This window comes from Bacillota bacterium, from assembly GCA_040754675.1.
Classification (GTDB): Bacteria; Bacillota; Limnochordia; order Limnochordales; family Geochordaceae; genus Geochorda.
The window spans coordinates 13,020-33,439 of sequence record JBFMCJ010000003.1; the positions used below are offsets into that span (position 1 = coordinate 13,020).

Consider the following 20,420-nt stretch of genomic DNA (forward strand, 5'->3'; position numbering starts at 1 on the left):
CGCGCCATGTCCGGGGCTGACGTCGCGCTGCGGGTGGAGGAACTGCAGGCTTCCTACGGCCGGCTTCAGGTGCTTTACGGCGTGAGTCTGGCCGCCAGGGTGGGGGCCTGCACGGTCATCCTCGGCCCCAACGGGGCGGGCAAGTCCAGCCTCTTTCGAGCCATTTTCGGCCAGATGCAGCTCCTTGGAGGGCGGGTCACTCTGCAGGCAGAGGAGGTGACCGGGTTACGTGCGCGGGAGCTGGTCCGCCGGGGAATGGTGTTCGTACCCCAGGGGCGCACGATCTTCCCTTCGCTGAGCGTGCAGGAAAACCTCGTCATCGGCCGGCGGGCAGCAGACCTGGGCGACGTGGCTCCCAGCGAGCAGGAACGGGTGCTTGGTTGGTTCCCGGTCTTGCGCGAGCGCCTCGGGCAAAGAGCCGGCACGCTGTCCGGCGGCGAGCAGCAGATGCTGGCCATCGCGCGGGCCCTGTTGACCCGCCCTCGTGTGCTGCTCGTGGATGAGCCGACGCTGGGCCTGGCGCCAATGGTACGCAAGCTGCTCTTCGAAACGATACGGGGGCTCGTCCGGGAAGGCATCACGGTGGTCATGGTCGAGCAAAACGCCAGAGAGGCGCTTGCTGTCGCCGACTACGCCTACGTCCTGGAGATGGGGCGAAACCGCCTCGAAGGCGAAGGCCGGGCCATGCTCGGCGACCCCCGTCTCGAGAAGCTATATCTCGGCGGAAGTACGGAGAAGGGGGCTTGAAGCCAGTGAGGAGGAGTGCAGACATGGTTCGCGGGAGCGCGGCCCGCGTATCGGCCGTTGCCACAGTTGTCCTGGCTGTGACGCTCGCGGTTGGGCTGCTGGTGCCCGTGGGCGGTGCGGCCCCCGCCGCCGCGGCGGCGGGAGAGCCGATTCGTCTTGGCTTCATCAACCATCTAACTGGCGACGCGGCCGTATATGGGGAGAGCATGCGTAAGGGGACTCAACTGGCGGTGGAAGAGATCAATGCCGCTGGCGGGATCAACGGGCGCCCCGTTGAGGTGGTCTACGTCGACGACCAGCTCAACGCCGCACAGGCCGTGGCAGGGGTCCGTCGTTTGATCGAGCGAGATCGCGTGCCGGTCATCATGGGCTCCGGCTCGTCGTCTATCACCCTCGCCATCGGCCCGGTTGCACGTGAGGCTCGGGTGGTGCTCATCTCGTCCATCTCCACGGCTCCGGCTTTGAAAGATCTCGGGCCGTACTTCTTCGCCGTGATGGCGTCTGACTTCGCACAGGGCGAGGAGTGGGCCAACATCGCCCGCCGGCGCGGTATCAAAGAGGCGGCGGTTGCCTACATCAACAATGACTACGGCATCGGAGTCAAGGACGTTTTCACCCGGCGCTTCACCGAAGACGGGGGAAAGATTCTGGCGTCGGTGGCGTTTTCCGTCGGCGCAACGGATTTGAGGACGGAGATATTGAAACTGCGCCAGAGCAGAGCGCGGACCGTCTTCGTGGTCTCTCATGTCAGGGAAGGCGCTCTCCTCATCAAACAAGCGGCGGAACTGGGGCTTCGGCCCCAGTGGATCGGCGACGTTGCGCTTCAGACCCGGGAGGTTCCCGAACTGGCGGGTTCGGCTGCAGAGGGGATGCTGGCGCTGAGCGCAGGTGTCAAAGGCGAAGCCTACGAGCGGTTCGCCAGGCGCTTCGTGGAGCGGTACGGCGAAGAGCCGACCATCTGGTCGGACTTCGCCTACGACACGACCCACCTGGTGGTGGAAGCGATCCGGGTGAACGGCTACTCGGCCGAGGGGATCCGGCGATGGCTCGACCGGGTCGAGGGGTGGCCGGGGGCCAGCGGGCGCATCAGCTTCGACGAGAACGGCATCCGCTCAGTGGACGGCGCATTTCAGCTCTATCAGGTGGTCAACGGGAGGTGGGTGCCCGTACCCTGAGCGTGTGGAATGACGGTTAAAGGAGACCGGTTGCAGATGACTAATACGCATTACCACCTCGACCCGGTTCCCGGGCTCGACCCGACCCTGGGAAGGTGGTGGCCGGCGTGGCCGGCCAGGCGCTCGTTCGCCGCTACGATCGCGAATTCGCGCTGGTTCACGGCTCGGCAGGCTGGGCTGCAACGGCCGTGCTGGCGGCCGCGCTCATGCTCGCTCCTGCCTACCTGGGCTCCTACTTCCTGTACGTGGGCTCCCTCGTCGGGATCAACGTCATCACCGCCGTCGGCCTCAACATCCTGGTGGGCTTCACGGGCCAGATGTCGCTGGGACAGGCGGGGTTCGTGGCCATCGGTGCCTACGGGACCGCGCTCCTGACGCTTCGGGCCAGCGTGCCGTTTCCCGTGGCGCTCGCGGGGGGTGCCGCGGTGGCCGCGGCGTTCGGCTGGGCGTTGGGGCTGCCGGCGCTTCGCCTCAAAGGGCCCTATCTCGCCATTGCCACCATGGGGTTCGGGATCGCGGTGCAGCAGGTGCTGACCAACTGGGAGGCGGTGTCAGGCGGGCGAACCGGCCTGATGGTGCCGCCGCCCCGGGTGGGGCCGTGGGTGCTCGCATCCGACGCCGCCCGGTACGAACTGGTGCTTGCATGCGCCGCGCTCTTGACGCTTGCCGCTTACAACATCGGCCGTTCCTACGTGGGCCGGGCGATGATAGCGGTCCGGGATAGCGATCTGGCGGCCCAGATGAGCGGCGTCAACTTGACACGCTACAAGACCCTGGCGTTTGGAGTAAGCGCGTTCTACGCCGGGACGGCAGGCGGTCTGTCGGCCGCCGTGCTGGGGTACCTTGAGCCCAACATGTTCACGTTCCTGGACTCCATCTACTATCTCGGCATGGTGGTGGTCGGGGGCCTGGGCACCGTTCCGGGTCCGGTGGTGGGCGCGGCCATCATGACGGCTCTGCCGCAGCTCGCAAGCCGGGCACGGGAATACCTGCCTATTGTGTACGGCGCTGTACTGCTCGTCATCATGGCCCTTGAGCCTACAGGCATCTACGGGCGCTGGCTCAAGGTGAAGCGCTACTTCAAGACCTGGCCGCTGTGAGCGGGGGTGGGATGGAGCAGGGCGGACCGACCGAACGTCAGTCGGTCCGACCTCGCCTTCGCCAAACGAGGGTGCCGGGGGAGGAGCGAGAACGCACTTGGATCTGGCCCTTCAGTACATCGTCAACGGCATCACGGCCGGCAGCCTCTATGCGCTGGTGGCCCTCGGGATCGTGCTGCTCTACCGCATCTCCCGGGTGCTCAACTTCGCACACGGCGACATGGCGGCCCTCGGCACGCTGGTCGCCTACACGCTCGTCGCGGAGGTGGGCCTGCCCTTTGGGGCCGGCGCGGCAGCCGGCGTGGCGGCCGCCGCGGCGCTTGCGGCGCTCTTCTACCTCTCGGTGCTGCGCCATGCCCGGGAGGCCTCCCCCCTGGGCCAGTCCGTGATGACTCTGGGCCTGGCGCTCCTGCTGAGCGGCGCCGCCGTCGTCATCTGGGGAACCGATATCAAGGCCATGCCGTTCCCGCTCTCGGCCGCCCGGGTCTACGGCGTGGGGCCGGTGGTGGCGAGCGAGCTGCACATCGGAAGCACGCTCGCCGCCGGGCTTTTGATGGCGGCCCTCTACTGGGCCGTTGAACGCAGCCCCTGGGGCCTGGCCATGCGCGCCATCTCGCAGGATCCAGTCGCTGCCCGGCTCCTCGGGGTGCGGTCGCGCCGGGTCCTGGCCGCCGGGTGGGCGCTCTCGGCGGCGCTCGGAGCGGTGGCAGGGCTTCTGCTTGCGCCCGTCACGCTGCTCGACCCCTTTTTCATGCTCAACCCGTTTCTGAAAGGGTTTGCAGCGGCCGTCATGGGCGGGCTCGACAGCCCGCCCGGAGCCGTCGTCGGGGGGGTGGTGCTGGGGGTTCTGGAGAGCCTGCTTGCGGGGTATGCCTCCGTTGCGTTCAAGTCGACGCTTGCGTTCGCGCTCATCGTTCTGGTTCTCATGGTGCGCCCGGAGGGGCTGCTCAGGCGAGAGTTCAAGCGGCGGGTCTGAGGACGGCAAGTTGCCGGTGGAAAGGTGGGAACGGACTTGAGGACGTTCGCAAGCGGGATCAGGAGAGGCAGGGAAAGGATAGGGATAGCCCACGTGGGGCGCAGTCCGTGGAGCTGGCTGGCGGTGGCCGGGGCGGTGCTCACGCTGGTCGTGCCGATCGGGGTCGTGGACGTGGCGGTGGCGGCGGAGCGGGGCATCACCGCCACCGAGGTGGTCATCGGCACGTCGACGCCGCTGTCGGGGCCGGCCGCGCCCTGGGGCGCCACGGCCAGGGGGGCCGAGGCCTACGTCCAACACATCAACGAGCAGGGCGGCATCCACGGGCGGCGCATCCGGTTCGAGATCCGGGACGACGCGTACTTGCCGCCCCGGGCCGTGGCCAACGTGCGGGAACTGGTCGACCGGGTCGGCGTCTTCGCCATCGTGGGCCTCATCGGCACGGCCAACGCGATGGCGGTGCGGGATTACATCGTCAACAACCAGGTGATCTGGATCACGCCCACCGCCGACGCGAACTTGTGGGTGGGCTACCCAAACACCCGGTACCTCTTCGTCACATACCCCAACTACTTCCACGAAGCCCAGATCCTCGCCCGCTACGCCATGAACGAGCTTGGCGCCAAAAGCATCGCCGTCTTCTACCAGAACGACGACTACGGCAAGACCGGGCTGGCGGGCGTTCAGCGGGCCCTTGAGCAAGGCGGCGGCAAGGCCCAGGTGGTGGCGGCGGTCCCGTACGAACTCACCGAGACGGACCTGAGCAGCCATGCGCTGCGGCTGCGCCAGTCGGGCGCCGACGCGCTCATCCTGTACGCCACGCCCAGGCACGGCGCCATGATCGCCGGCGAGATCGCCAAGATCGGCTACCGGCCGCATAGGCTTGCAACGTTCACGCTGGCCGATCCCGTGATGGCCGTGCTGGCGGGGCCGGCGTGGGAGGGCATGATCGTTCCCTCGTTCATGGATTTCCCGGGAATGAACCCGAAGGTTGACCGGGTGCTGGACATCATTACGAAGCGCAACCCTGAACTGGCGAAGACGCCGTTCAACGCGCTGGCGGGCGTGTCGTTCCTCGAACCGTTCCTGGAGGGGCTGCGGCGGGCCGGGCCCGATTTGAGCAGGGAGTCGTTCGTGCGGGCGATGGAGTCCATCCAGCACTGGGACGGGGAGCTTTTGCAGGACGTCACGTTCGGTCCGGGGCGGCGGCAGGGGACCAACGCCATCTTCCTGGCGCAATACAGGGACGGCAAGCCGGTGCGCATCAGCGACTGGCTGACGTATCCGGTCGAGTTTTAGGAGGGCGGGGGCCGGTGGCGGCCGGGGGTGCGGGCCTGGAGGTCGAGCGCGTCAGCCTGAGTTTCGGCGGCGTGCAGGCGCTGTCCGACGTCAGCCTCAGGATCGAGCCGGGCGAGCTTGTCTCCATCATCGGCCCGAACGGAGCGGGGAAGACGTCGCTTTTCAACTGCGTGACGGGCCTTTACCGGCCGGATAGGGGCCGGGTGCGCCTCGACGGGCGCGACCTGGCGGGCCTCTCCCCCGACCGCATCGCCGCGCTGGGCGTGGCGCGGACGTTTCAGAACATCGAGCTTTTCCGCAACATGACGGCGCTCGACAACCTGCTGCTGGGCCGCCACCGCTACTATCGGAGCGGGCTTTTGCGGGCGGCGGCTTCGTCGCCCGGGTGGCGGCGAGAGGAGGTGGCCCAGCGCCGGCGGGTCGAAGAGATCATGGAACTGCTCGACATCCAGGTGGCGCGCCACGTGCGGGTCGGCGACCTGCCTTATGGCCTCCAGAAGCTCGTGGATCTGGGCCGGGCGCTTTCGAGCGAGCCCCGCATCGTGCTGCTCGACGAGCCGTCGGCGGGCATGACGGCAGAGGAGAAGGCGGAGCTCTTGTTCAAGCTGAGGGACGTGCGGGCGGAAATGGGTGTCACGGTCGTGCTCGTCGAGCACGACCTGGGGATGGTCATGCAGGTTTCCCAGAGGGTCATCGTGCTCGACCAGGGCCGGGTCATCGCTGAAGGGTCCCCCCGGGAGGTGCAGGCGAACCCCGCCGTGGCGGCTGCCTACCTCGGAGAGACGGCGCTGGGGCTTGCCGCGGGCTCCACCGAGCCGGCCGAAGCCCGGCCGGCCTCCCAGGCGGGGCAAGGAGCGGTGCCAGGTGCTTGAGCTGCGCAACGTGGAGACCGCTTACGGTGGGCGGGTGACCGTGCTGCGCGGCATCTCGCTCAAGGTCCCGGACGGCGTGATGGTGACCGTCCTCGGCAGCAACGGCGCCGGCAAGACCACGCTTTTGCGTACCATCAGCGGGCTCATCGACGAACAGCCTCAGAAGGGCGAGGTGCTGTGGGACGGCAAGCCCGTGACCCGTTGGGAACCGGAGGATGTTGCCGCCCTGGGCATCGCCCACGTGCCCGAGGGGCGAGGGCTCTTTTGCGAACTCAGCGTTGAGGAGAACCTGGCGCTTGGCGAGCGGGCCGGCCGGGCCGCAACCGGCCGGGTGCGTGCGGGTAGCGGTCACGGGGCGGAGGAGGGCCGGGCGTGGCGGGCGTGGGTACTGGGGCTCTTCCCCGTTCTCGGCGAGCGCCGCCGCCAGCTTGCGGGCACCCTGTCCGGCGGCGAACAGCAGATGCTGGCCATTGCCCGGGCCCTCCTTGCCCGGCCGCGTCTTCTGATGCTCGACGAACCCTCCATCGGCCTTGCGCCGCTGGTGGTGCGGGAGATCTTCCGGGCGCTGGTGGAGGTGCGGCGCCGTGGGACGAGTGTTCTGCTGGTCGAGCAAAACGCCCGGATGGCGCTCGGCGTGGCGGACTACGGCTATGTTCTCGAAACCGGGCGCATCGTGCTCGAAGGCACAGCCCGGGAACTGCGACAAAACCCCCACGTTCAGGAGCTTTACCTGGGCATAACGGCTGAGGTCTCGCTCAAGGGCTGGCGCCGCTACCGCAGGCGCCGCCGGTGGAACTGACGGGCGCCGCCACGACCCGGCAGCCGGAGAAGGGGCCCCGGGTTAAGGCATTCAGCGGTACAGCGCCTCCACCTGGTCGCGGTACTTCTCCATGATGGACTTGCGCTTCACCTTGAGCGTCGGGGTGACCTCGCCGTCCTCGTGGTAGAGCCGCTTGGGCAGGATGGCGAAGCGCTTGACCTGTTCCGGGGCCGAAAGCGTCCGGTTGACCTTCTGGACCTCCTGATCGATGAGCCGGTGGATTTCGGGCCGCGCGGCAAGGTCCCCGTACGTGGTGAACGGAATGCGGCTGTCCCGGGCAAAGCGGGTGACGTTCTCCTCGTCGATGACGATGAGGGCGACGAGGTAGCGCCGCCCGTCGCCGATCACCACGGCGTCGTGGATATAGGGGCTCGCTTTCAGCTTGTTTTCGATGAACTGGGGTGCCACGTTCTTGCCGCCGGCCGTGATGAACAGGTCCTTCTTGCGGTCCACGATGCGCAAAAACCCGTCGGCGTCGAACTCGCCGATATCGCCCGAGCACAGCCACCCGTCCCGGAGCGTGGCGGCCGTCGCTTCCGGATCCTTGTAGTAGCCGGCGAAGACATTGGGCCCCCGCACCAGGATCTCGCCGTCATCGGCCAGGCGCACCTCGACGCCCGGAAGCGGCTTACCCACGGTACCCAGGCGGATGTCGTCGCCCTGGTGGATGGTGGTGGGGCCAGAGCCCTCGGTCTGCCCGTAGACCTCCCGGATGGGCACGCCGATGCTGTGGAAGTACCAGAGCACGTCCGGGGCGATGGGGGCGGCGCCGGAGATGGCCAGGCGGACACGGTCGAGCCCCAGGCGGCGCTTGAGCGGCTTGAGGACGGCTGCGTGGGCGGCCGTGTAGGCGAGGCGAAGCACCGCCTGCCGCCGCCTGCGGGTCGGGTGCGTGCCCGCCCCACGCCCTGCGGCCTGCCGGACGTCAGATTGCTGCCTGCCGTCCGAGGACACGGGTAGGCCGGCGGCGCCGTGCGGGGTCAGGCGCGACCGGGCGTAGGCCAAGCCGACGCGCGTCGCCAGCCGGTAGGCGCCCCGCTTGAAGAAATCGGCCTCTCGCATGTGAAGCTCGACCTGGGAGTGGATCTTCTCCCAGATGCGGGGCACGGCGAACAGGACGGTTGGCGACACCTCGCGCAGGTTCGTGAGCACGGTGTCGGTGTTCTCCGCGAAGTTGACGGTGAAGCCCCAGCGCACCGCGAGGTAGACGGACACCATGCGTTCCGCAATGTGGGAGAGCGGCAGGAAGCTGAGCACCTCGTCCCGTTCATCTACCGGGTTCGCTTTGGCCAGCGCCTCGGCCGTCCAGATGAGGTTTCGGTGGGTGAGCATGGCCCCTTTGGGCGGGCCGGTGGTGCCGGAGGTGTAGATGACGAGGGCCAGGTCGTCGGGCCCGAGTTGGGCTATCCGGGCGTCGAGCCATTCCGGGGCCGTTTCTGAGCTCGGGCGGCCGAGTTGCAGGAACTCGTCGAAGGAGATGACCTGAGGGTCGGAAAAGCCACGCAGGCCCTTCATGTCCATCACGACGATGCGCTGAAGGTGCGGCAGGCCGCCGCGCACCTCCAGGGCCTTGTCGAGCTGTTCTTCGCCTTCCACCACGTAGACGGCGGCTTCGCTGTGACCGAGGATGTAGGCCACCTGTTCGGGGCTGGAGGTGGGATAGATGCCGACGCTAACACCCCCGCAGGCAAGGGTGCCGAGGTCCGCAAACAGCCACTCCGGGCGGTTCTCTCCCACGATGGCGACACGGTCCCCCCGTTTGACGCCCACAGCCCCCAGCGAGTAGGCGGTGAGGCGCACGAAGCGGGCGAACTCCCCCCAGGTGAACTCCTGCCAGATGCCGAACCGCTTCCGCCGCAGGGCGACACGGTCCTTCAGGAGGCCGGCCTGGCGGAAGAAAAGCGCCGGAACGGAGGGGTACGTCAGCGGGTCGTGGGGCATCTTCGGAACGACGGTGACCGGCGCAGCCCCAAGAGAGCGAACCATAGTGGTACCTCCGGTCTTTATGATACGGGTACGCGCTCCTAGTAGCAACTAACGGCGCGTTCGAGGGAAGGGATGGGAACCGGGTGCACTCGAAGGAGTTCGACCTTACCAGCCTCAGGAATCTGGAGATTCACGCAGCCGTGGCTGAGGTCGTCACGTGGGGTGGCTGCAGGGCGCTTCGGCTCGAAAACGGCCTCGCTCTGCTGCAGGGGATCGTGGTGGAAGACGCGGCGCTGGAAGTGGATATCGGCACGGATCGGCCAGCCTATCCCGGTATCGCCTTTCGGGTTGCGGACGCCGACAACTTCGAACTGGTTTACGTCCAGCCTCACACGTCAGGACAGTGGGATGCGGTGCAGTACGACCCCGTGTTTCGTGGGGTCAACACATGGCAGATCTTCAACGGCCCACGGTACCAGGGCCAAGCCAATGTCCCCTCCGGCACGTGGCTTACGCTCCGCCTGGACGTCGTCGGTAGCCGGGTGGCCGTATCGATCGGAGACCAGCGTCCCCTAACCGTCCAGGGGCTCGCGCATGGTCGGCCCTCCGGCTCCATCGGCGTCTGGACCTATCGCCCCGCCTACTTCTCTGAGCTGAGGCTCAGCGAGCCCGATCCGGCACGCTTTGGCCCGGCTTCCCCGCCCCCTGCTCCGGACGAAGGTACAGTGACCCGTTGGTGGCTCGACGGGTACGGCTCGGTCAGCGTCGAGGAGAACGGGACCTTGAACCTCACCAGGTACCTGCCAGGAGGCGCCGGCAACCATGCCATGCTGCGTAAAGAGTTCTCCGTGAACGGTTCGGGGACGCTCGTTCTCCGTTTCGGGTTCAGTGATGAACTGGACTTGCTGGTCGACGAGACCAGGGTGTTCACGGGCACCCACCGTTTCACGGGATTCCAGGGCCGACACTCCCGGGGCTACGTCGAACCGGGGGCAAACGTGGTGCGCGTGCCCGTGACTCCCGGGCGGCACGTCCTGTCGGCACGCCTGGGCGCCGCGGAGCCCTTCGGATGGGGGATGGTGCTCTCCTTGAGGGGCGAGGATGGCGCCCGGGTCACGATGGCGTGACCCGGGCTGCCGGCGCGACAGCCATCTACCATCTAAGCGTATTCGCGGGTCTTTACCAGACCGCCAGGACCCGGCAGGGTCCCCCGGAGGCGCCGCGCACCTTCGGGGCTCCGACGATGGCGGTGGCGCCGGATGGGGGCACCTTCGCCAGGTTCGCCAGGTTTTCGAGCCCGAACAGGTTGGCGCCCAGCACGGTCAGGTGCACTTTGAAGTCCGTCGACGGGCCGATGTCCAGGCTCAGCGTGTCCACCCCGATACCGGCGATGCGGCGCTCGTTGACGAGAAACTCGGCCGCCTCGGGGCTGAAGCCCGGAAAGTGCATGGTGCCGCTTGAGTCGGCGTTGCGGTAGGCCGCCGCATCTCCCACCCGGGTCTCCCAGCCGGAGTGCATGCAGACGATCGCCCCGTCCAGGATGCGCCCATAGCGCTGCTCCCATGCGTGCAGGTCGTCCGCGGTCACCCAGGCATCGGGGTTGCGGGACGCCCGTTCGTGGATGTGCACGACGGCTAGAGGAGCAATGAGGCGTTCCGCCGGCACCTCGTCGGCCGTCCAGATGCCGGGCCTGTCCACGAAGTGGGCCGGCGCATCCATGTGCGTTCCGGTGTGCTCGCCGACGTCCCAGCGGTTGGCGTAAAAACCGTTCTGCTTGACCGTGACGAGCGTTCTCACCTTCATGGGCTCGAAGCCCGGGAACACAGGGAAGTCGGGGGAAAGCGCATGGATCAGGTCGGCCACGTGGTTGACCTCAAGCCTGGGGGCGCCGGCCGGGGAACTCGACGCCCGGGCCGTGGCGCGAGGCATGGCCAGCAGCGCCCCCACCGCCATCCCCGCCGTCGCCCGGAGCAAATCCCGGCGGCTCAACTGACGCCCCACTTGCTCAATGACGGACGGTGCACACACCGGCGGACACCCCCAATTGATGGATACGGACGGATGTCCATACCATTCTGGGGCAGATCGGTTGATACCGTCAATACAGGTGTAAGTGCGTCCTATCCCTGAGGTCCGCCCGGGCCGGGCTCTTGTGTCAGCCGCGCAGCGGGGGATCCCAGCGACTGATTTCCGTGATCGTGCGGTCCCGGTCGGTGAGCAGGTCGATATCGACGGGCCGCTTGAACGGCCGCCCGCCGGGAGCCGCCAGAAGCCGCACCACGGGACGGGTGCGGTCGGCGCTGTTCTGGGCTATCACCAGGGCGAGTTCGCCCGTGTTCAGCGCCACGACCGTCCCGGTCGGGTAGAGCGGGAGGCGTGCCAGGAAGCGTTCCACGGCCACCACGCTGAACAGCCTGCCCTTGGTACGGGTGAGGTAGCGGGCCGCCTCGTGAGCAGGCAGGCCTCGGCGATAGGGCCGGTCGGAGGTCATGGCATCGAACACGTCCACCACGGCCACCACCTGGGCCAGAGGGTGGATCTTGGCTTCTCGCAGCCCTCTGGGGTAGCCGCTTCCGTCGTTCCGCTCGTGATGCTCGTAAGCCACGTGAGCGGCCACAGCGCTGATGTCCCGCCGGCCTCGCAGCATGTCGAACCCGTAGACGGTGTGCAGCTTCATGCTTTCCGACTCGGCGGGGGTGAGCGGCCCCGGCTTCGTCAGGATGGGCCGGTTGACCTGGGTTTTGCCGACGTCGTGCAGGAGCGCCCCCATGCCCAGATCTATCAACCGGGGCCTGCTTAACCCCATGGCAATCCCCGCGATAAGCGCCATGACGCCAACATCCACGGAGTGGGCGAAGGTGTAGTCGTCGGTCGCACGGACCTGGGTGAGTCCCACCATGACCCCCTGGTGACTGAGGAGGTCGTCCAGAATGCTGTTCACGGCCTTACGAACCTTGCCCAGGTGGGGGAGGGCGCTATCTTGCTGGAGTTCCTGCACCACCTGGCGCACGGCGGCCATGGCGAACGCCCGGGTCTGCTCGGTGATGGGCGTGTCGAGGGGGATGTCGTCGGCCACGCCGTCCCGGACGTAGGCCCCGGAGAACCCGAGTTCATGCAGGCGCTGGATATAGGCGGACTTGAGGGTGACGCCGCTGTTGAGTAGAACCACCCCGTCCGGGCCGTAGAGGGGCATGGCCAGCACCATGCCGGGCTTGAGCTGGTGTAGTGGCAACCTGATCATGGGCGCCTCGCTGTTTGGGCCTCCGCGGGCGAGGCCGGCCGAGAGGGGCCGGATCCTTCACGGTGCGGACGGCACCGACGTGGGGCAAGTAATTCGTTCCCTTTCCGGCGGCTTCCTTCACAGGGGTTGGCAGCATTCCCCATGAGCTGATAAACTAGGGATACAAGCAAGTGCTTGCACGCGACGGGACGGCGACAGAGCCGCAATCTTGGGGGGGCGCGGCGGGTGAGCCCGGACACGGACAGGGAGAGCACCCGGGAGCGAATCCTGGAAGCAGCGCTGGCGGTGGCCGCCGAGAAGGGCGTGGCCCGGGCGACGACGCGTTCCATCGCCGAGCGGGCCGGCGTCAATGAGGTGACGCTCTTTCGCCACTTTGGCGACAAAGCCTCGCTGATCCGGGCGGCGTTTGACCGCCATATGCAGCGGCTCTTGCCGGTGGCCTTTACCTTTCCCCCGCCTGGGGCAACGTTCGATGAACGGCTAACCAACTTCGGGTTGTCACTTGCTCGCCTTCTGGAGGAGAACCGGGGACTCATCCACATTGCACTGCGTGAAGCCCGCAACCACGACGCCATTCGGGCGCTGAGCGGCGAGGTTCCCGGGCTTCTGCGGCGGCGCATCGCGGGGTGGTTTGAGCAGGAGCAACGGGCCGGCAACATGCAGCCGCAAGACCCGGAACTGGCAGCTCAGGCGTTTGTTGGGATGTTCTTTTCGGCGCTGGTTGGGGTCTGGGCCGTCGGCGGAGAACTCCCGTTTGACCGGGAGGTGATGGTGGCCGGGTTTGCCCGTATCTTCGCTCGCGGAACGGCCGCGCCCGACGGCGGCCGCGGCAAAGCCACTCGGGGCGCGGCGGTGCGGCAGCCGCAACACCCTACCCTCTCCTCAAGGGAGGCGCGCGACCGTGGAAGTTGACCTCCGGGCGGCTGCGAATGGGCGGGTGGCGATCGAGGCAGACGGAGTGAGGCGCCGGTTCGGCCCGGTGGTGGCGCTGGACGATCTGACGCTGCACGTTCCCGCGGGCTGCACTTTCGGGCTCATCGGGCCGAACGGGGCAGGGAAGACCACGTTCATCCGCATGGTCGTGGGCCTCGACCGCCCCCAAGCCGGGAGCGTGCTCGTACTGGGCCGGCGCATGCCAGACCCCGCCGTGGCGCCCTCCCTCGGGTACATGCCGCAGTCCGAGTCGCTCTACCTTGACCTGACCGCCCGGGAGAACCTGGCCTTTTTCGGGAGCATCTACGGGTTAACGGGTTCGCGCCTGCGGGCTCGCATCGCCGAGGTGCTCGAACTCGTCGGGCTGGCCGACGCGGCCGACCGGATGGTCGACGGCATGAGCGGCGGCATGCGCCGGCGGCTGTCGCTGGCCGCCGCCCTGATCCACGAACCGGCGCTCCTCGTGCTCGATGAACCCACGGTGGGCGTCGACCCCGAACTGCGCCTCACCTTCTGGACCCACTTTGCGCGCCTCGCCGGCCAGGGAACGACCGTGGTCATCTCCACCCACCACCTGGACGAGGCCCGCCGCTGCCAGAGGCTCGCGCTGCTGCGGGCAGGGCGGGTGCTCGCCGGCGGTTCGCCGGCGGAGTTGCTCAGGCAGGCGGGTGCGGCGGACATGGAAGAGGCATTCCTGTACTTCGCGGCGGGGGGAGACGGGCGGCGATGAACAGCGTTCGGCGCACGTTGGCGGTGGCGGTGCGAGTGTTCCGCCAGATCCGGCGAGACCCGCGCACGGTGGGGCTGATGTTCATCGTGCCCGTGGCGCTTTTGGCCCTTGTGACCTACCTGCTCGAAGGGCCGTCGAGCCCGCCCTCAGTCGCGGTGGTGGCGCCGACCCAGCGCCTGGCCACCTGGTTTTCGGTGAACCTCCTCGAACCCGTGGCCGGTGACGCCTGGAAGGTGGTGGACGCCGGGACAGCGGCCCCCGAACAGGTCATCAAGGAGGGGCGGGCGTCGGCCGTCATTGTCGTGCCCGCAGACCTGTTCAGCTCGGCGGTGCACGGGAGGCGGCCGCAGGTTGAAGTCGTGGTCGAAGGGGCGGAGTTCCAGCTGACCGGACGCATCCTGGGCGATTTCCGGCGCCTGCTGCCGGAGTTGGCCGGCCGCCTGGCGGCTGTGGTGAGCGGCCCTCTTGGCGCGATGGCAGGAGGGGTGGGAGGAGAGGGGCCGTCCGGGCTCGCGGCGGCGCCGCCCTTCAGCGTCAGGTACGTCTACGGGCACGAACAAATGCGCATGGCGGATTACCTGGCGCCGGGACTCCTGGGATACCTCACGTTTTTCTTCGTCTTCCTGCTCACCGCAACGTCTTTTCTACGGGAACGGCAGCGAGGCACCCTCGTGCGCGTGGTTACCTCGCCTGTACGGCCGGTTGAAGTGATAGCCGGGTACATGGCCGGGCTTAGCCCCTTTGTGATGGCCCAGGCCGGCATCGTGGTGGCGTTCGTGGTGTGGGCTCTGGGGGTCGTTTACCGGGGGAGCCTGGGGTGGGTCATCCTCATTGAACTGGTGCTGACCCTGGGGGCGGCCAGCCTGGGCATCTTCCTGTCGGTGTTCGCGAGAAGCGAACTCCAGGTGATGCAGTTCATCCCGGTTGTCATCGTCCCGCAGGCGGTGCTGTCAGGGCTCGTGGTGAGCGTGAAGGTCCTGCCCGCCATCTTGAAGCCGGTCGCCTATGCCATGCCCCTGACGTACGCTACGACGGCGCTGACGGACGTGATGGTGAGGGGGCTCGGGCCGCTGGCATTCTGGGACGAAGTGCTGGTGCTCGCCGGCTTTGCGGCGCTCTTCTCGCTGCTGGGCTCTCGGTCGGTCAGGCGGGCGTAACGCCCGACCTGGCGGGCCGGGCTGGTGGTCTGCTGCTCGGCGGGAAGCGACGGGCCGGAGCCGATGACCATCTCAACGCCGGGGATTCATCCAGCCGCGATAACCGCTGGCGCGGCCGATGACCACCGGGCGGTCGACCGTTCGGATGATACGGTGGCGCCCTTCTCCAGCCGGGGGCCGACGCCTGATGGGGTGACAAAACCGGACGTGGTGCTGCCGGGAGTCAAGATCACGTCGCTGCTTGCGCCGCTCTCCCTGCTGGCCAGGCAGCAGGAGCAGCGGCCACGAGATAAACGGCACCCTCTCACCAGATGACCTGGACCGGGTAGCGGGCGAACTGCGAGTCAGCACTCAAGATCGGGATGCCTTCTACCAGCGCCTGTGCGACCAGCATGCGGTCGAACGGATCACGATGGTAGTCGGGTAAGCCGAAAACCTTGAGGGCGTGGCTCAGCTGTACAGGCAGCACCTCAAACGCGTTGCGGTGCACCTGCTCGGTGATGAAGCCTTCGAGGTCCGCCGGGAATTGCACCCGTCCGAGCCCTGCTTTGATGGCGATTTCCCAGGCGCTGGCCGTGCTGAAGAGGATCTCGTTCTGTCCGTCGCCGATGACCTCCCGGACGCGTTGCGATAGGTTCGGGTCATCCGTCACCCACCAGAGGAAAGCGTGTGTGTCCAGCAATGCTCTCATTGTTCGAAGCCCCGCTGGACTCCGTCTGGTAGCGGAGCATCGAAGTCGGCACTTACCCGTATGAGCCCTCTGGCGCTGCCCGGAACACGGCGCGCCACTTCCTCCCGGACCGGGATGAGTCGCGCTATGGGTCTCCCCGCCTTCGCGATGACAACGTCCTCGCCCTGACGCACCCGCTCCAGCAGCCGCGACAGGTGGGTTTTCGCCTGATGCACGTTAACCGTTATGGACACAGCCATTCTCTCCCCGCACGAAAACTGTAGACTAAGCTAACGGCTAAGTCAATGTCCCCTGGCTCGTCCGCCCATTACCTGTACGAGGGAGCAGACGCCTTCATGGATTGGTCCACCGAACACAGGGAGCGCCCATACTGGGCAAGCCTGTGCTGCGGTTCGGACTGTTCGTTCATGCCCTGTTTCCCCATGCGACGTTGGTCACGGTTTGGCAGAAGACACCCACACGGTCTGGCCCACCACGATCCGGCGGGCGTCGACTATCTGAGGATTGAGGCGCAACAGTTCCTCCACCGTGACGCCGTGCGCCCGGGCGATGGAGAAGAAGGTATCGCCTCGCTGCACCGTGTAGGGCTGAACTGCGTAAGGCCTGTTGTAGGGAACAGGCACCCGGATAGCCTGGCCGCTGACGATACGATCGGGGTCGGTGATCTGGGGGTTCATCCGCAACAGCCCGGCCAGCCTTATGCCACGGGCGCGAGCGATGGAGAAGAGGGTATCCCCCCGCTGGATGGTGTAGGACTCGGCGGCCAACCCCGGGATACGCACCTTCTGCCCGGCACCGATGCGGCCGTCGGTGAGTCTGGGATTGCTCCTGAGAAGGGCTTCAACGGGCATGGCGAAATCCCAGGCGATTTGAGAGGGCGTATCCCCCGCTCTCGCGTAGATGACCAGCTCCGGTGAGGCGGCTGGTGCGTTGGTCGCCGCCTTCGGCGCCTCGGTGATGGTCTCCTTTTCCACAGAGGGCACCCAAACGGTCTGGCCCACCACGATCCGGCGGGCGTCCGCTATCTGAGGATTGAGGCGCAACAGTTCCTCCGTTGTGACGCCGTACGTCCGGGCGATGGAGAAGAGAGTGTCGGCCCGCTGTACCGTGTAGGGCCGAATGTCGTAAGGTCTGCCCCGGGGAACGGGGACCCAGATGGCCTGCCCGCTGGCGATGCGATCGGGGTCGGTGATCTGGGGGTTCATCCGCAACAGCCCGGCCAGCCGTATGCCATGGGCGCGAGCGATCGAGAAGAGGGTGTCCTGCCGCTGGATGACGTAGGGCTCGGCCGCCAATCCCGGGATGCGCACTTCCTGCCCGGCACCGATGCGGTGAGCGTCGGCGAGCCCGGGGTTGCTCCCGAGGATAGCTTCGAGGGGCATTGCGAAATCCCAGGCGATTTGAGAGGGCGTGTCTCCGGGCCACGCGTAAATGACGAGTTCGCGGGAAACGGTCACCCGGGCGGCCCGCGCCACCGGCGTTTCGGCAGGTGTCTCTCCTTCCGGAGGGTGTTCGATGGCGGCAGGCCCCTCTTCGGCGGGCAACAACACGCGTTCTTCGGTGGGGGGCCGTTCCTCGACGAGATGGCGTTCTTCAACCAGGGGGCGTTCTTCGATCGCGGGCTGCTCCTGGATCGGCAAGCCCTCCTCCAACGCCAGGCTGACGCCAGTGGCGGGTTGAGCCACCTCTGCGACCATGCGCACTTCCTCAACCGGAGACCCGTCCGCAGGGACGTGGACCGGTTGTGGGGGGACTGGCTTCAACCCCAGCCTGGCGACCTGGCTGGGTGCGATTCGCACCTCGTAGTCCCCCGGCCGCACGTCCTCGAAGAGGAAGAAACCGTCAAAGGCGGATTTCGTCCGCGTGACCACCTCGCCCTGGGGGTTGACGAGTTCAAGCTCCATGCCGCTCACCTGCCTCGCCCCGTCGCTATGAAGCAGGTAGGCCGTACCGCTCACCTCGCCTGCAACGATGACCGGGTAATCGAGGGCCAGGGTGGCGCCGGGGCGCGGTATGATGCCGAATCCCTGTACCGCAGGACGCCACATCGGGTCCTCAAGGGTAGCAGGAGAAAGTTCGACGATGTTGACGTGATAGGGGGTCAGGCCGGTAAGCATGGCAACGCCTTTTTCGTCGGTCCTCGCCGGGTGCACGCTCCCGTTGACGAGAAAGGCGACACCCTCGATCGGCACCTCACCCGGGTCCATCACGCCGTTCTCGTTGGCGTCCACGAAGGCCCGGGCGGAGACGGCTCCCATGTGTGCCGTGCCCGAAGGGGCGGCGCGCCATTCTCCGGAGTGCCCCTCGCGGCCGAGAGCCGTGGACAGGCTCAGGCGGAGCCCCACTTCCCCACTCGTCCTGTACTCCGCACCGATGCCTGCCGCATAGGTTCCGGCATTTCGGACCAGATCGACCGCGTACCGGGACCGGTTCGTATCTATGGAGCGGTCCATCTGTAACTGGAAGGTATAGCCGCCGGCCAGGGAGCCGTTGACGCTAATCGAGACCTGGCGCACCTGCGCGAGAGGCTCGAGATCGTAGCGCAGGTCCGCACGAGCGGTGTAGCGTCCGAGGTGACGGGCCATCAAGAGCGTTCCTTGAGCAGAGACCTCGGCGCGGCGCACGCTGGCGTCGAGCCAGTTGGTCAGCGAAAGCCCGTTGTAAGAAGACGAGACGCGGCCGGAGAGGTGCGTGAGAGCCTCTCCCGAGCGAAGCCGATCCTGCTGAACTTCCCAACTGAGAGCCAGGCCGGGGGAAGCCGGGAAAGGAAGCGTCGAGTCAAGGGTCCAGCGGGTTTGACTCTCGATGGGATCAGCACCGGCCGGAAACTTTTCGCTGGAGAAGCCCCAAAGGCGCACGTGCTCCAGGGAAGTCCCCACCCTCCCCCACCGCGTGTGCAAGGCGAGCCGGCCCGCCGAACCGCCGCCCTCGGCCAAAGCCACGTCGGCTTGGGTCAGCATCTCCCCGCTCCAGCCCCTGAGACTCAGGGTGGCATAACCGTCCTCGCCGAAATCCCCAAGGGTACGGGAGAGCGCGAGGCCGGCAGAAAGATGCCGCCCCACTCCCTCGTCGTACTGGAAAAAGACACGCTCCTTTCCGTCCTCACTCTCGCCTACCGTAACCCGGTAGTAGCTGTCGCCTGGCGGAACGAGGGAGTCCCGCACGTGCCAGCGCCGAACTTCCTCGCGGATCTGGCCCTGCGGCCCGTAGAAGATCAGCCGGAACTCGTTCTGGCCGTACCGGAGCGGCACGTTTTCGAAGCGATACCTCGCATCCGGCCCTGGCTGCTGGAAGTCCAGCAGCAGATCATCCCGGTAGAGCTCGACGGCCCACCCCGGGGGGAGGGCCCCCTCGAGCTGGATCCGATCGAATTCCTCGGGCTGTCTCAGGAGGTAACTGCTGACATGCACGCCCCGTACGACTTTTGGGGACGAGACGAGCGGCAGGCCCGGGTAGATGACGTGGCCCAGCGAAAACTCGCGCGCTTTCAGCGGGCCGAGCAGCGTCGCTTCGGGCTGTTTGCGCCCCAACGTGAACCGCAGAGCGGACAGAGGGTCGCTCTCGTTTCCGGAGAGAAAGACAGCTCCTGTCATCTGCAACAATTCGCCCGTGGCGAAGACGGTGTATTGCGCGTGCGTCTGCTGCTCTCCCTGCACGTCACGGCGCAGGCTGAGCCTCAGGCTTGGATCGACGAACGGCCCGGCCAGGAGGCGGTACGGCTTTTGGAGATGAGGATAGGGGGCCTCCGGGAAGGGTTGACCGGATCGCAGTTCTCTCCAGCGGCTCTCACGCTCCAGACGTAGCTCCACGGGTAAGGGCTCACGGGGTTTGACGCGCAGTACGGAGACCGGGAAGTCCACCTCGAGTTCCATTGGAAGCCACTGAGAAAGCAGGCTGGCGTCGACGTAAATATCGTCGGCATCGATGCGCACGCGCGCCGAATCGAAGGAGGTGCGGTCGCGCCCGACGCTCACCATGCCGCGCGCGGCATCGAGGAGAAAACGCCGGGCATCGCGGCCCACGAGCCCTTCTGCCCTGCCCTGTTCGGGGAGAACCGTCAGGCCGAGCTCGAGCAGGCGGCTGAGCTGGCCCAGGGATATCAGCACGCCTCCGGCAACCCGGTAAGCGGGAAGGAGGTCGCCGTCAAGGCTCAGGCGCCCTACCTGTACCTCGAGCAGGAGCAGCTCGGCCTGCGGGTCCTGGGTAAACGCCTCAGGAGCGTCCGCGGCCGCGCCAGCCGGCAGGATAGCGCTCGCCGCCACAACTGCCGCGAGGACCAGCGACCAGAACCGATACGTACGCATGCACGGAAGAACGGTCGGGACGCCTCGGTCATAGCACCCCCACTTCGACCTGGGCCAGAATCCTGTTCCCCGAGTCTTCTCCGTTGCGATAAGTCACCCGCAGGCGAGCCCCACGGGAGAGCGAGCCTGGAGGCACCTGTACCGGTACCTCGAGGCGCCGATAGGCGTTGGGGGTGTACACCGCGATGCCGTTGACGCTGCCGATGATCTGTTCACGCCCGTCGGCGGTAACGAGGCTCACCGTCACATCGCCGTATACCGAACGGCTGCCGGTCCGACCGATGCGCAGGGACAGTGCCCGGGGCGTACGCGTGGCCGGATCCATCTCCCATTGAAGGTCGGACAGCGACACGCGGGCCGTCGTCTGGCCGTGACGGACAATGACGGGAATGGTAACGCCGAACACCGCTGTAAGGCGGATGCTTACCTCGCTCGGCTCGGCCGCGCCGGCC

At 67.1% G+C, this 20,420-nt stretch carries 19 protein-coding genes; 12 read left to right on the forward strand and 7 right to left on the reverse strand.

Annotation, left to right across the window (positions count from 1 at the left end):
* The first annotated feature begins 6 nt into the window (after positions 1–6).
* The 7 genes from AB1609_00425 (at position 7) to AB1609_00455 (ending at position 6,965) form a co-directional block, all read left to right on the forward strand.
* Entirely contained in the window at positions 7–747 is a 741-nt protein-coding gene (locus AB1609_00425; protein MEW6044941.1) for an ABC transporter ATP-binding protein, read from the forward strand.
* A 23-nt stretch (positions 748–770) separates the two neighbouring features.
* Positions 771–1,922: an ABC transporter substrate-binding protein gene (locus AB1609_00430; protein MEW6044942.1), complete on the forward strand. Its 1,152-nt coding sequence runs from the start codon at positions 771–773 to the stop codon at positions 1,920–1,922.
* A 95-nt stretch (positions 1,923–2,017) separates the two neighbouring features.
* Positions 2,018–3,022: a branched-chain amino acid ABC transporter permease gene (locus tag AB1609_00435; protein ID MEW6044943.1), complete on the forward strand. Its 1,005-nt coding sequence runs from the start codon at positions 2,018–2,020 to the stop codon at positions 3,020–3,022.
* Positions 3,023–3,119: 97 nt separating this feature from the next.
* Positions 3,120–3,998 carry a branched-chain amino acid ABC transporter permease gene (locus AB1609_00440; GenBank protein ID MEW6044944.1) on the forward strand — a complete coding sequence of 293 codons (879 nt, stop codon included), beginning with the start codon at positions 3,120–3,122 and terminating at the stop codon, positions 3,996–3,998.
* A gap of 36 nt (positions 3,999–4,034) precedes the next feature.
* Positions 4,035–5,294 (forward strand): ABC transporter substrate-binding protein, encoded by a 1,260-nt coding sequence (locus AB1609_00445; protein MEW6044945.1) that lies wholly within the window; start codon positions 4,035–4,037, stop codon positions 5,292–5,294.
* Between the two features lie 14 nt (positions 5,295–5,308).
* A complete protein-coding gene (locus AB1609_00450) occupies positions 5,309–6,166 on the forward strand; it encodes an ABC transporter ATP-binding protein (protein ID MEW6044946.1) in 858 nt (285 codons plus the stop codon).
* Positions 6,159–6,965 carry an ABC transporter ATP-binding protein gene (locus AB1609_00455; protein MEW6044947.1) on the forward strand — a complete coding sequence of 269 codons (807 nt, stop codon included), beginning with the start codon at positions 6,159–6,161 and terminating at the stop codon, positions 6,963–6,965. The genes AB1609_00450 and AB1609_00455 overlap by 8 nt, the downstream gene beginning before the upstream one ends.
* A 51-nt stretch (positions 6,966–7,016) precedes the next feature.
* Here the strand turns inward: AB1609_00455 and AB1609_00460 are convergent, their stop codons facing one another.
* Positions 7,017–8,972: an AMP-binding protein gene (locus AB1609_00460; GenBank protein MEW6044948.1), complete on the reverse strand. Its 1,956-nt coding sequence runs from the start codon at positions 8,970–8,972 to the stop codon at positions 7,017–7,019.
* A gap of 83 nt (positions 8,973–9,055) precedes the next feature.
* Between AB1609_00460 and AB1609_00465 the strand changes: the two genes are divergently transcribed.
* On the forward strand, positions 9,056–10,039 hold the full coding sequence (locus AB1609_00465) for a hypothetical protein (GenBank protein ID MEW6044949.1): 984 nt from the start codon (positions 9,056–9,058) through the stop codon (positions 10,037–10,039).
* Positions 10,040–10,091: 52 nt separating this feature from the next.
* Here the strand turns inward: AB1609_00465 and AB1609_00470 are convergent, their stop codons facing one another.
* Complete coding sequence (locus AB1609_00470) at positions 10,092–10,940, reverse strand: cyclase family protein (protein MEW6044950.1); 849 nt, start codon at positions 10,938–10,940, stop codon at positions 10,092–10,094.
* A 127-nt stretch (positions 10,941–11,067) separates the two neighbouring features.
* Complete coding sequence (locus AB1609_00475; GenBank protein ID MEW6044951.1) at positions 11,068–12,153, reverse strand: HD domain-containing phosphohydrolase; 1,086 nt, start codon at positions 12,151–12,153, stop codon at positions 11,068–11,070.
* Between the two features lie 225 nt (positions 12,154–12,378).
* On the opposite strand from AB1609_00475, the gene AB1609_00480 reads away from it, so the two are divergent.
* Genes AB1609_00480 through AB1609_00495 form a run of 4 tightly spaced genes read left to right on the forward strand, consistent with a single transcriptional unit; the run spans position 12,379 to position 15,288 of the window.
* The gene (locus AB1609_00480) at positions 12,379–13,065 is read left to right on the forward strand and encodes a TetR/AcrR family transcriptional regulator (protein MEW6044952.1); all 687 of its coding nucleotides are present in this window, start codon (positions 12,379–12,381) and stop codon (positions 13,063–13,065) included.
* Complete coding sequence (locus tag AB1609_00485; GenBank protein ID MEW6044953.1) at positions 13,055–13,816, forward strand: ABC transporter ATP-binding protein; 762 nt, start codon at positions 13,055–13,057, stop codon at positions 13,814–13,816. The genes AB1609_00480 and AB1609_00485 overlap by 11 nt, the downstream gene beginning before the upstream one ends.
* Positions 13,813–14,973, forward strand: a complete 1,161-nt coding sequence (locus tag AB1609_00490; protein MEW6044954.1) for an ABC transporter permease — start codon at positions 13,813–13,815, stop codon at positions 14,971–14,973. Before AB1609_00485 ends, AB1609_00490 begins: the two co-directional genes overlap by 4 nt.
* 24 nt (positions 14,974–14,997) lie before the next feature.
* Positions 14,998–15,288, forward strand: coding sequence for a S8 family serine peptidase (locus AB1609_00495; protein MEW6044955.1), 291 nt, complete (start codon positions 14,998–15,000; stop codon positions 15,286–15,288).
* On the opposite strand, the gene AB1609_00500 is transcribed toward AB1609_00495, so the two are convergent.
* From AB1609_00500 to AB1609_00515, 4 genes are all read right to left on the reverse strand, one after another.
* On the reverse strand, positions 15,278–15,664 hold the full coding sequence (locus AB1609_00500) for a type II toxin-antitoxin system VapC family toxin (protein ID MEW6044956.1): 387 nt from the start codon (positions 15,662–15,664) through the stop codon (positions 15,278–15,280). The two genes, AB1609_00495 and AB1609_00500, sit on opposite strands and share 11 nt — an antisense overlap.
* A complete protein-coding gene (locus tag AB1609_00505) occupies positions 15,661–15,897 on the reverse strand; it encodes a type II toxin-antitoxin system Phd/YefM family antitoxin (protein ID MEW6044957.1) in 237 nt (78 codons plus the stop codon). The genes AB1609_00500 and AB1609_00505 overlap by 4 nt, the downstream gene beginning before the upstream one ends.
* Positions 15,898–16,098: 201 nt before the next feature.
* On the reverse strand, positions 16,099–19,968 hold the full coding sequence (locus AB1609_00510; protein ID MEW6044958.1) for a LysM peptidoglycan-binding domain-containing protein: 3,870 nt from the start codon (positions 19,966–19,968) through the stop codon (positions 16,099–16,101).
* A gap of 28 nt (positions 19,969–19,996) precedes the next feature.
* On the reverse strand, positions 19,997–20,420 hold a 424-nt coding region (locus tag AB1609_00515), incomplete at its 5' end, for a molecular chaperone (GenBank protein MEW6044959.1).

Bases quoted from the DNA above. Each gene is read 5' to 3' on its own strand.
- AB1609_00460 (MEW6044948.1), bottom strand. From the start codon at position 8,972: ATGGTTCGCTCTCTTGGGGCTGCGCCGGTCACCGTCGTTCCGAAGATG.
- AB1609_00430 (MEW6044942.1), top strand. From the start codon at position 771: ATGGTTCGCGGGAGCGCGGCCCGCGTATCGGCCGTTGCCACAGTTGTC.
- AB1609_00500 (MEW6044956.1), bottom strand. From the start codon at position 15,664: ATGAGAGCATTGCTGGACACACACGCTTTCCTCTGGTGGGTGACGGAT.
- AB1609_00425 (MEW6044941.1), top strand. From the start codon at position 7: ATGTCCGGGGCTGACGTCGCGCTGCGGGTGGAGGAACTGCAGGCTTCC.
- AB1609_00475 (MEW6044951.1), bottom strand. From the start codon at position 12,153: ATGATCAGGTTGCCACTACACCAGCTCAAGCCCGGCATGGTGCTGGCC.
- AB1609_00490 (MEW6044954.1), top strand. From the start codon at position 13,813: ATGAACAGCGTTCGGCGCACGTTGGCGGTGGCGGTGCGAGTGTTCCGC.
- AB1609_00510 (MEW6044958.1), bottom strand. From the start codon at position 19,968: ATGCGTACGTATCGGTTCTGGTCGCTGGTCCTCGCGGCAGTTGTGGCG.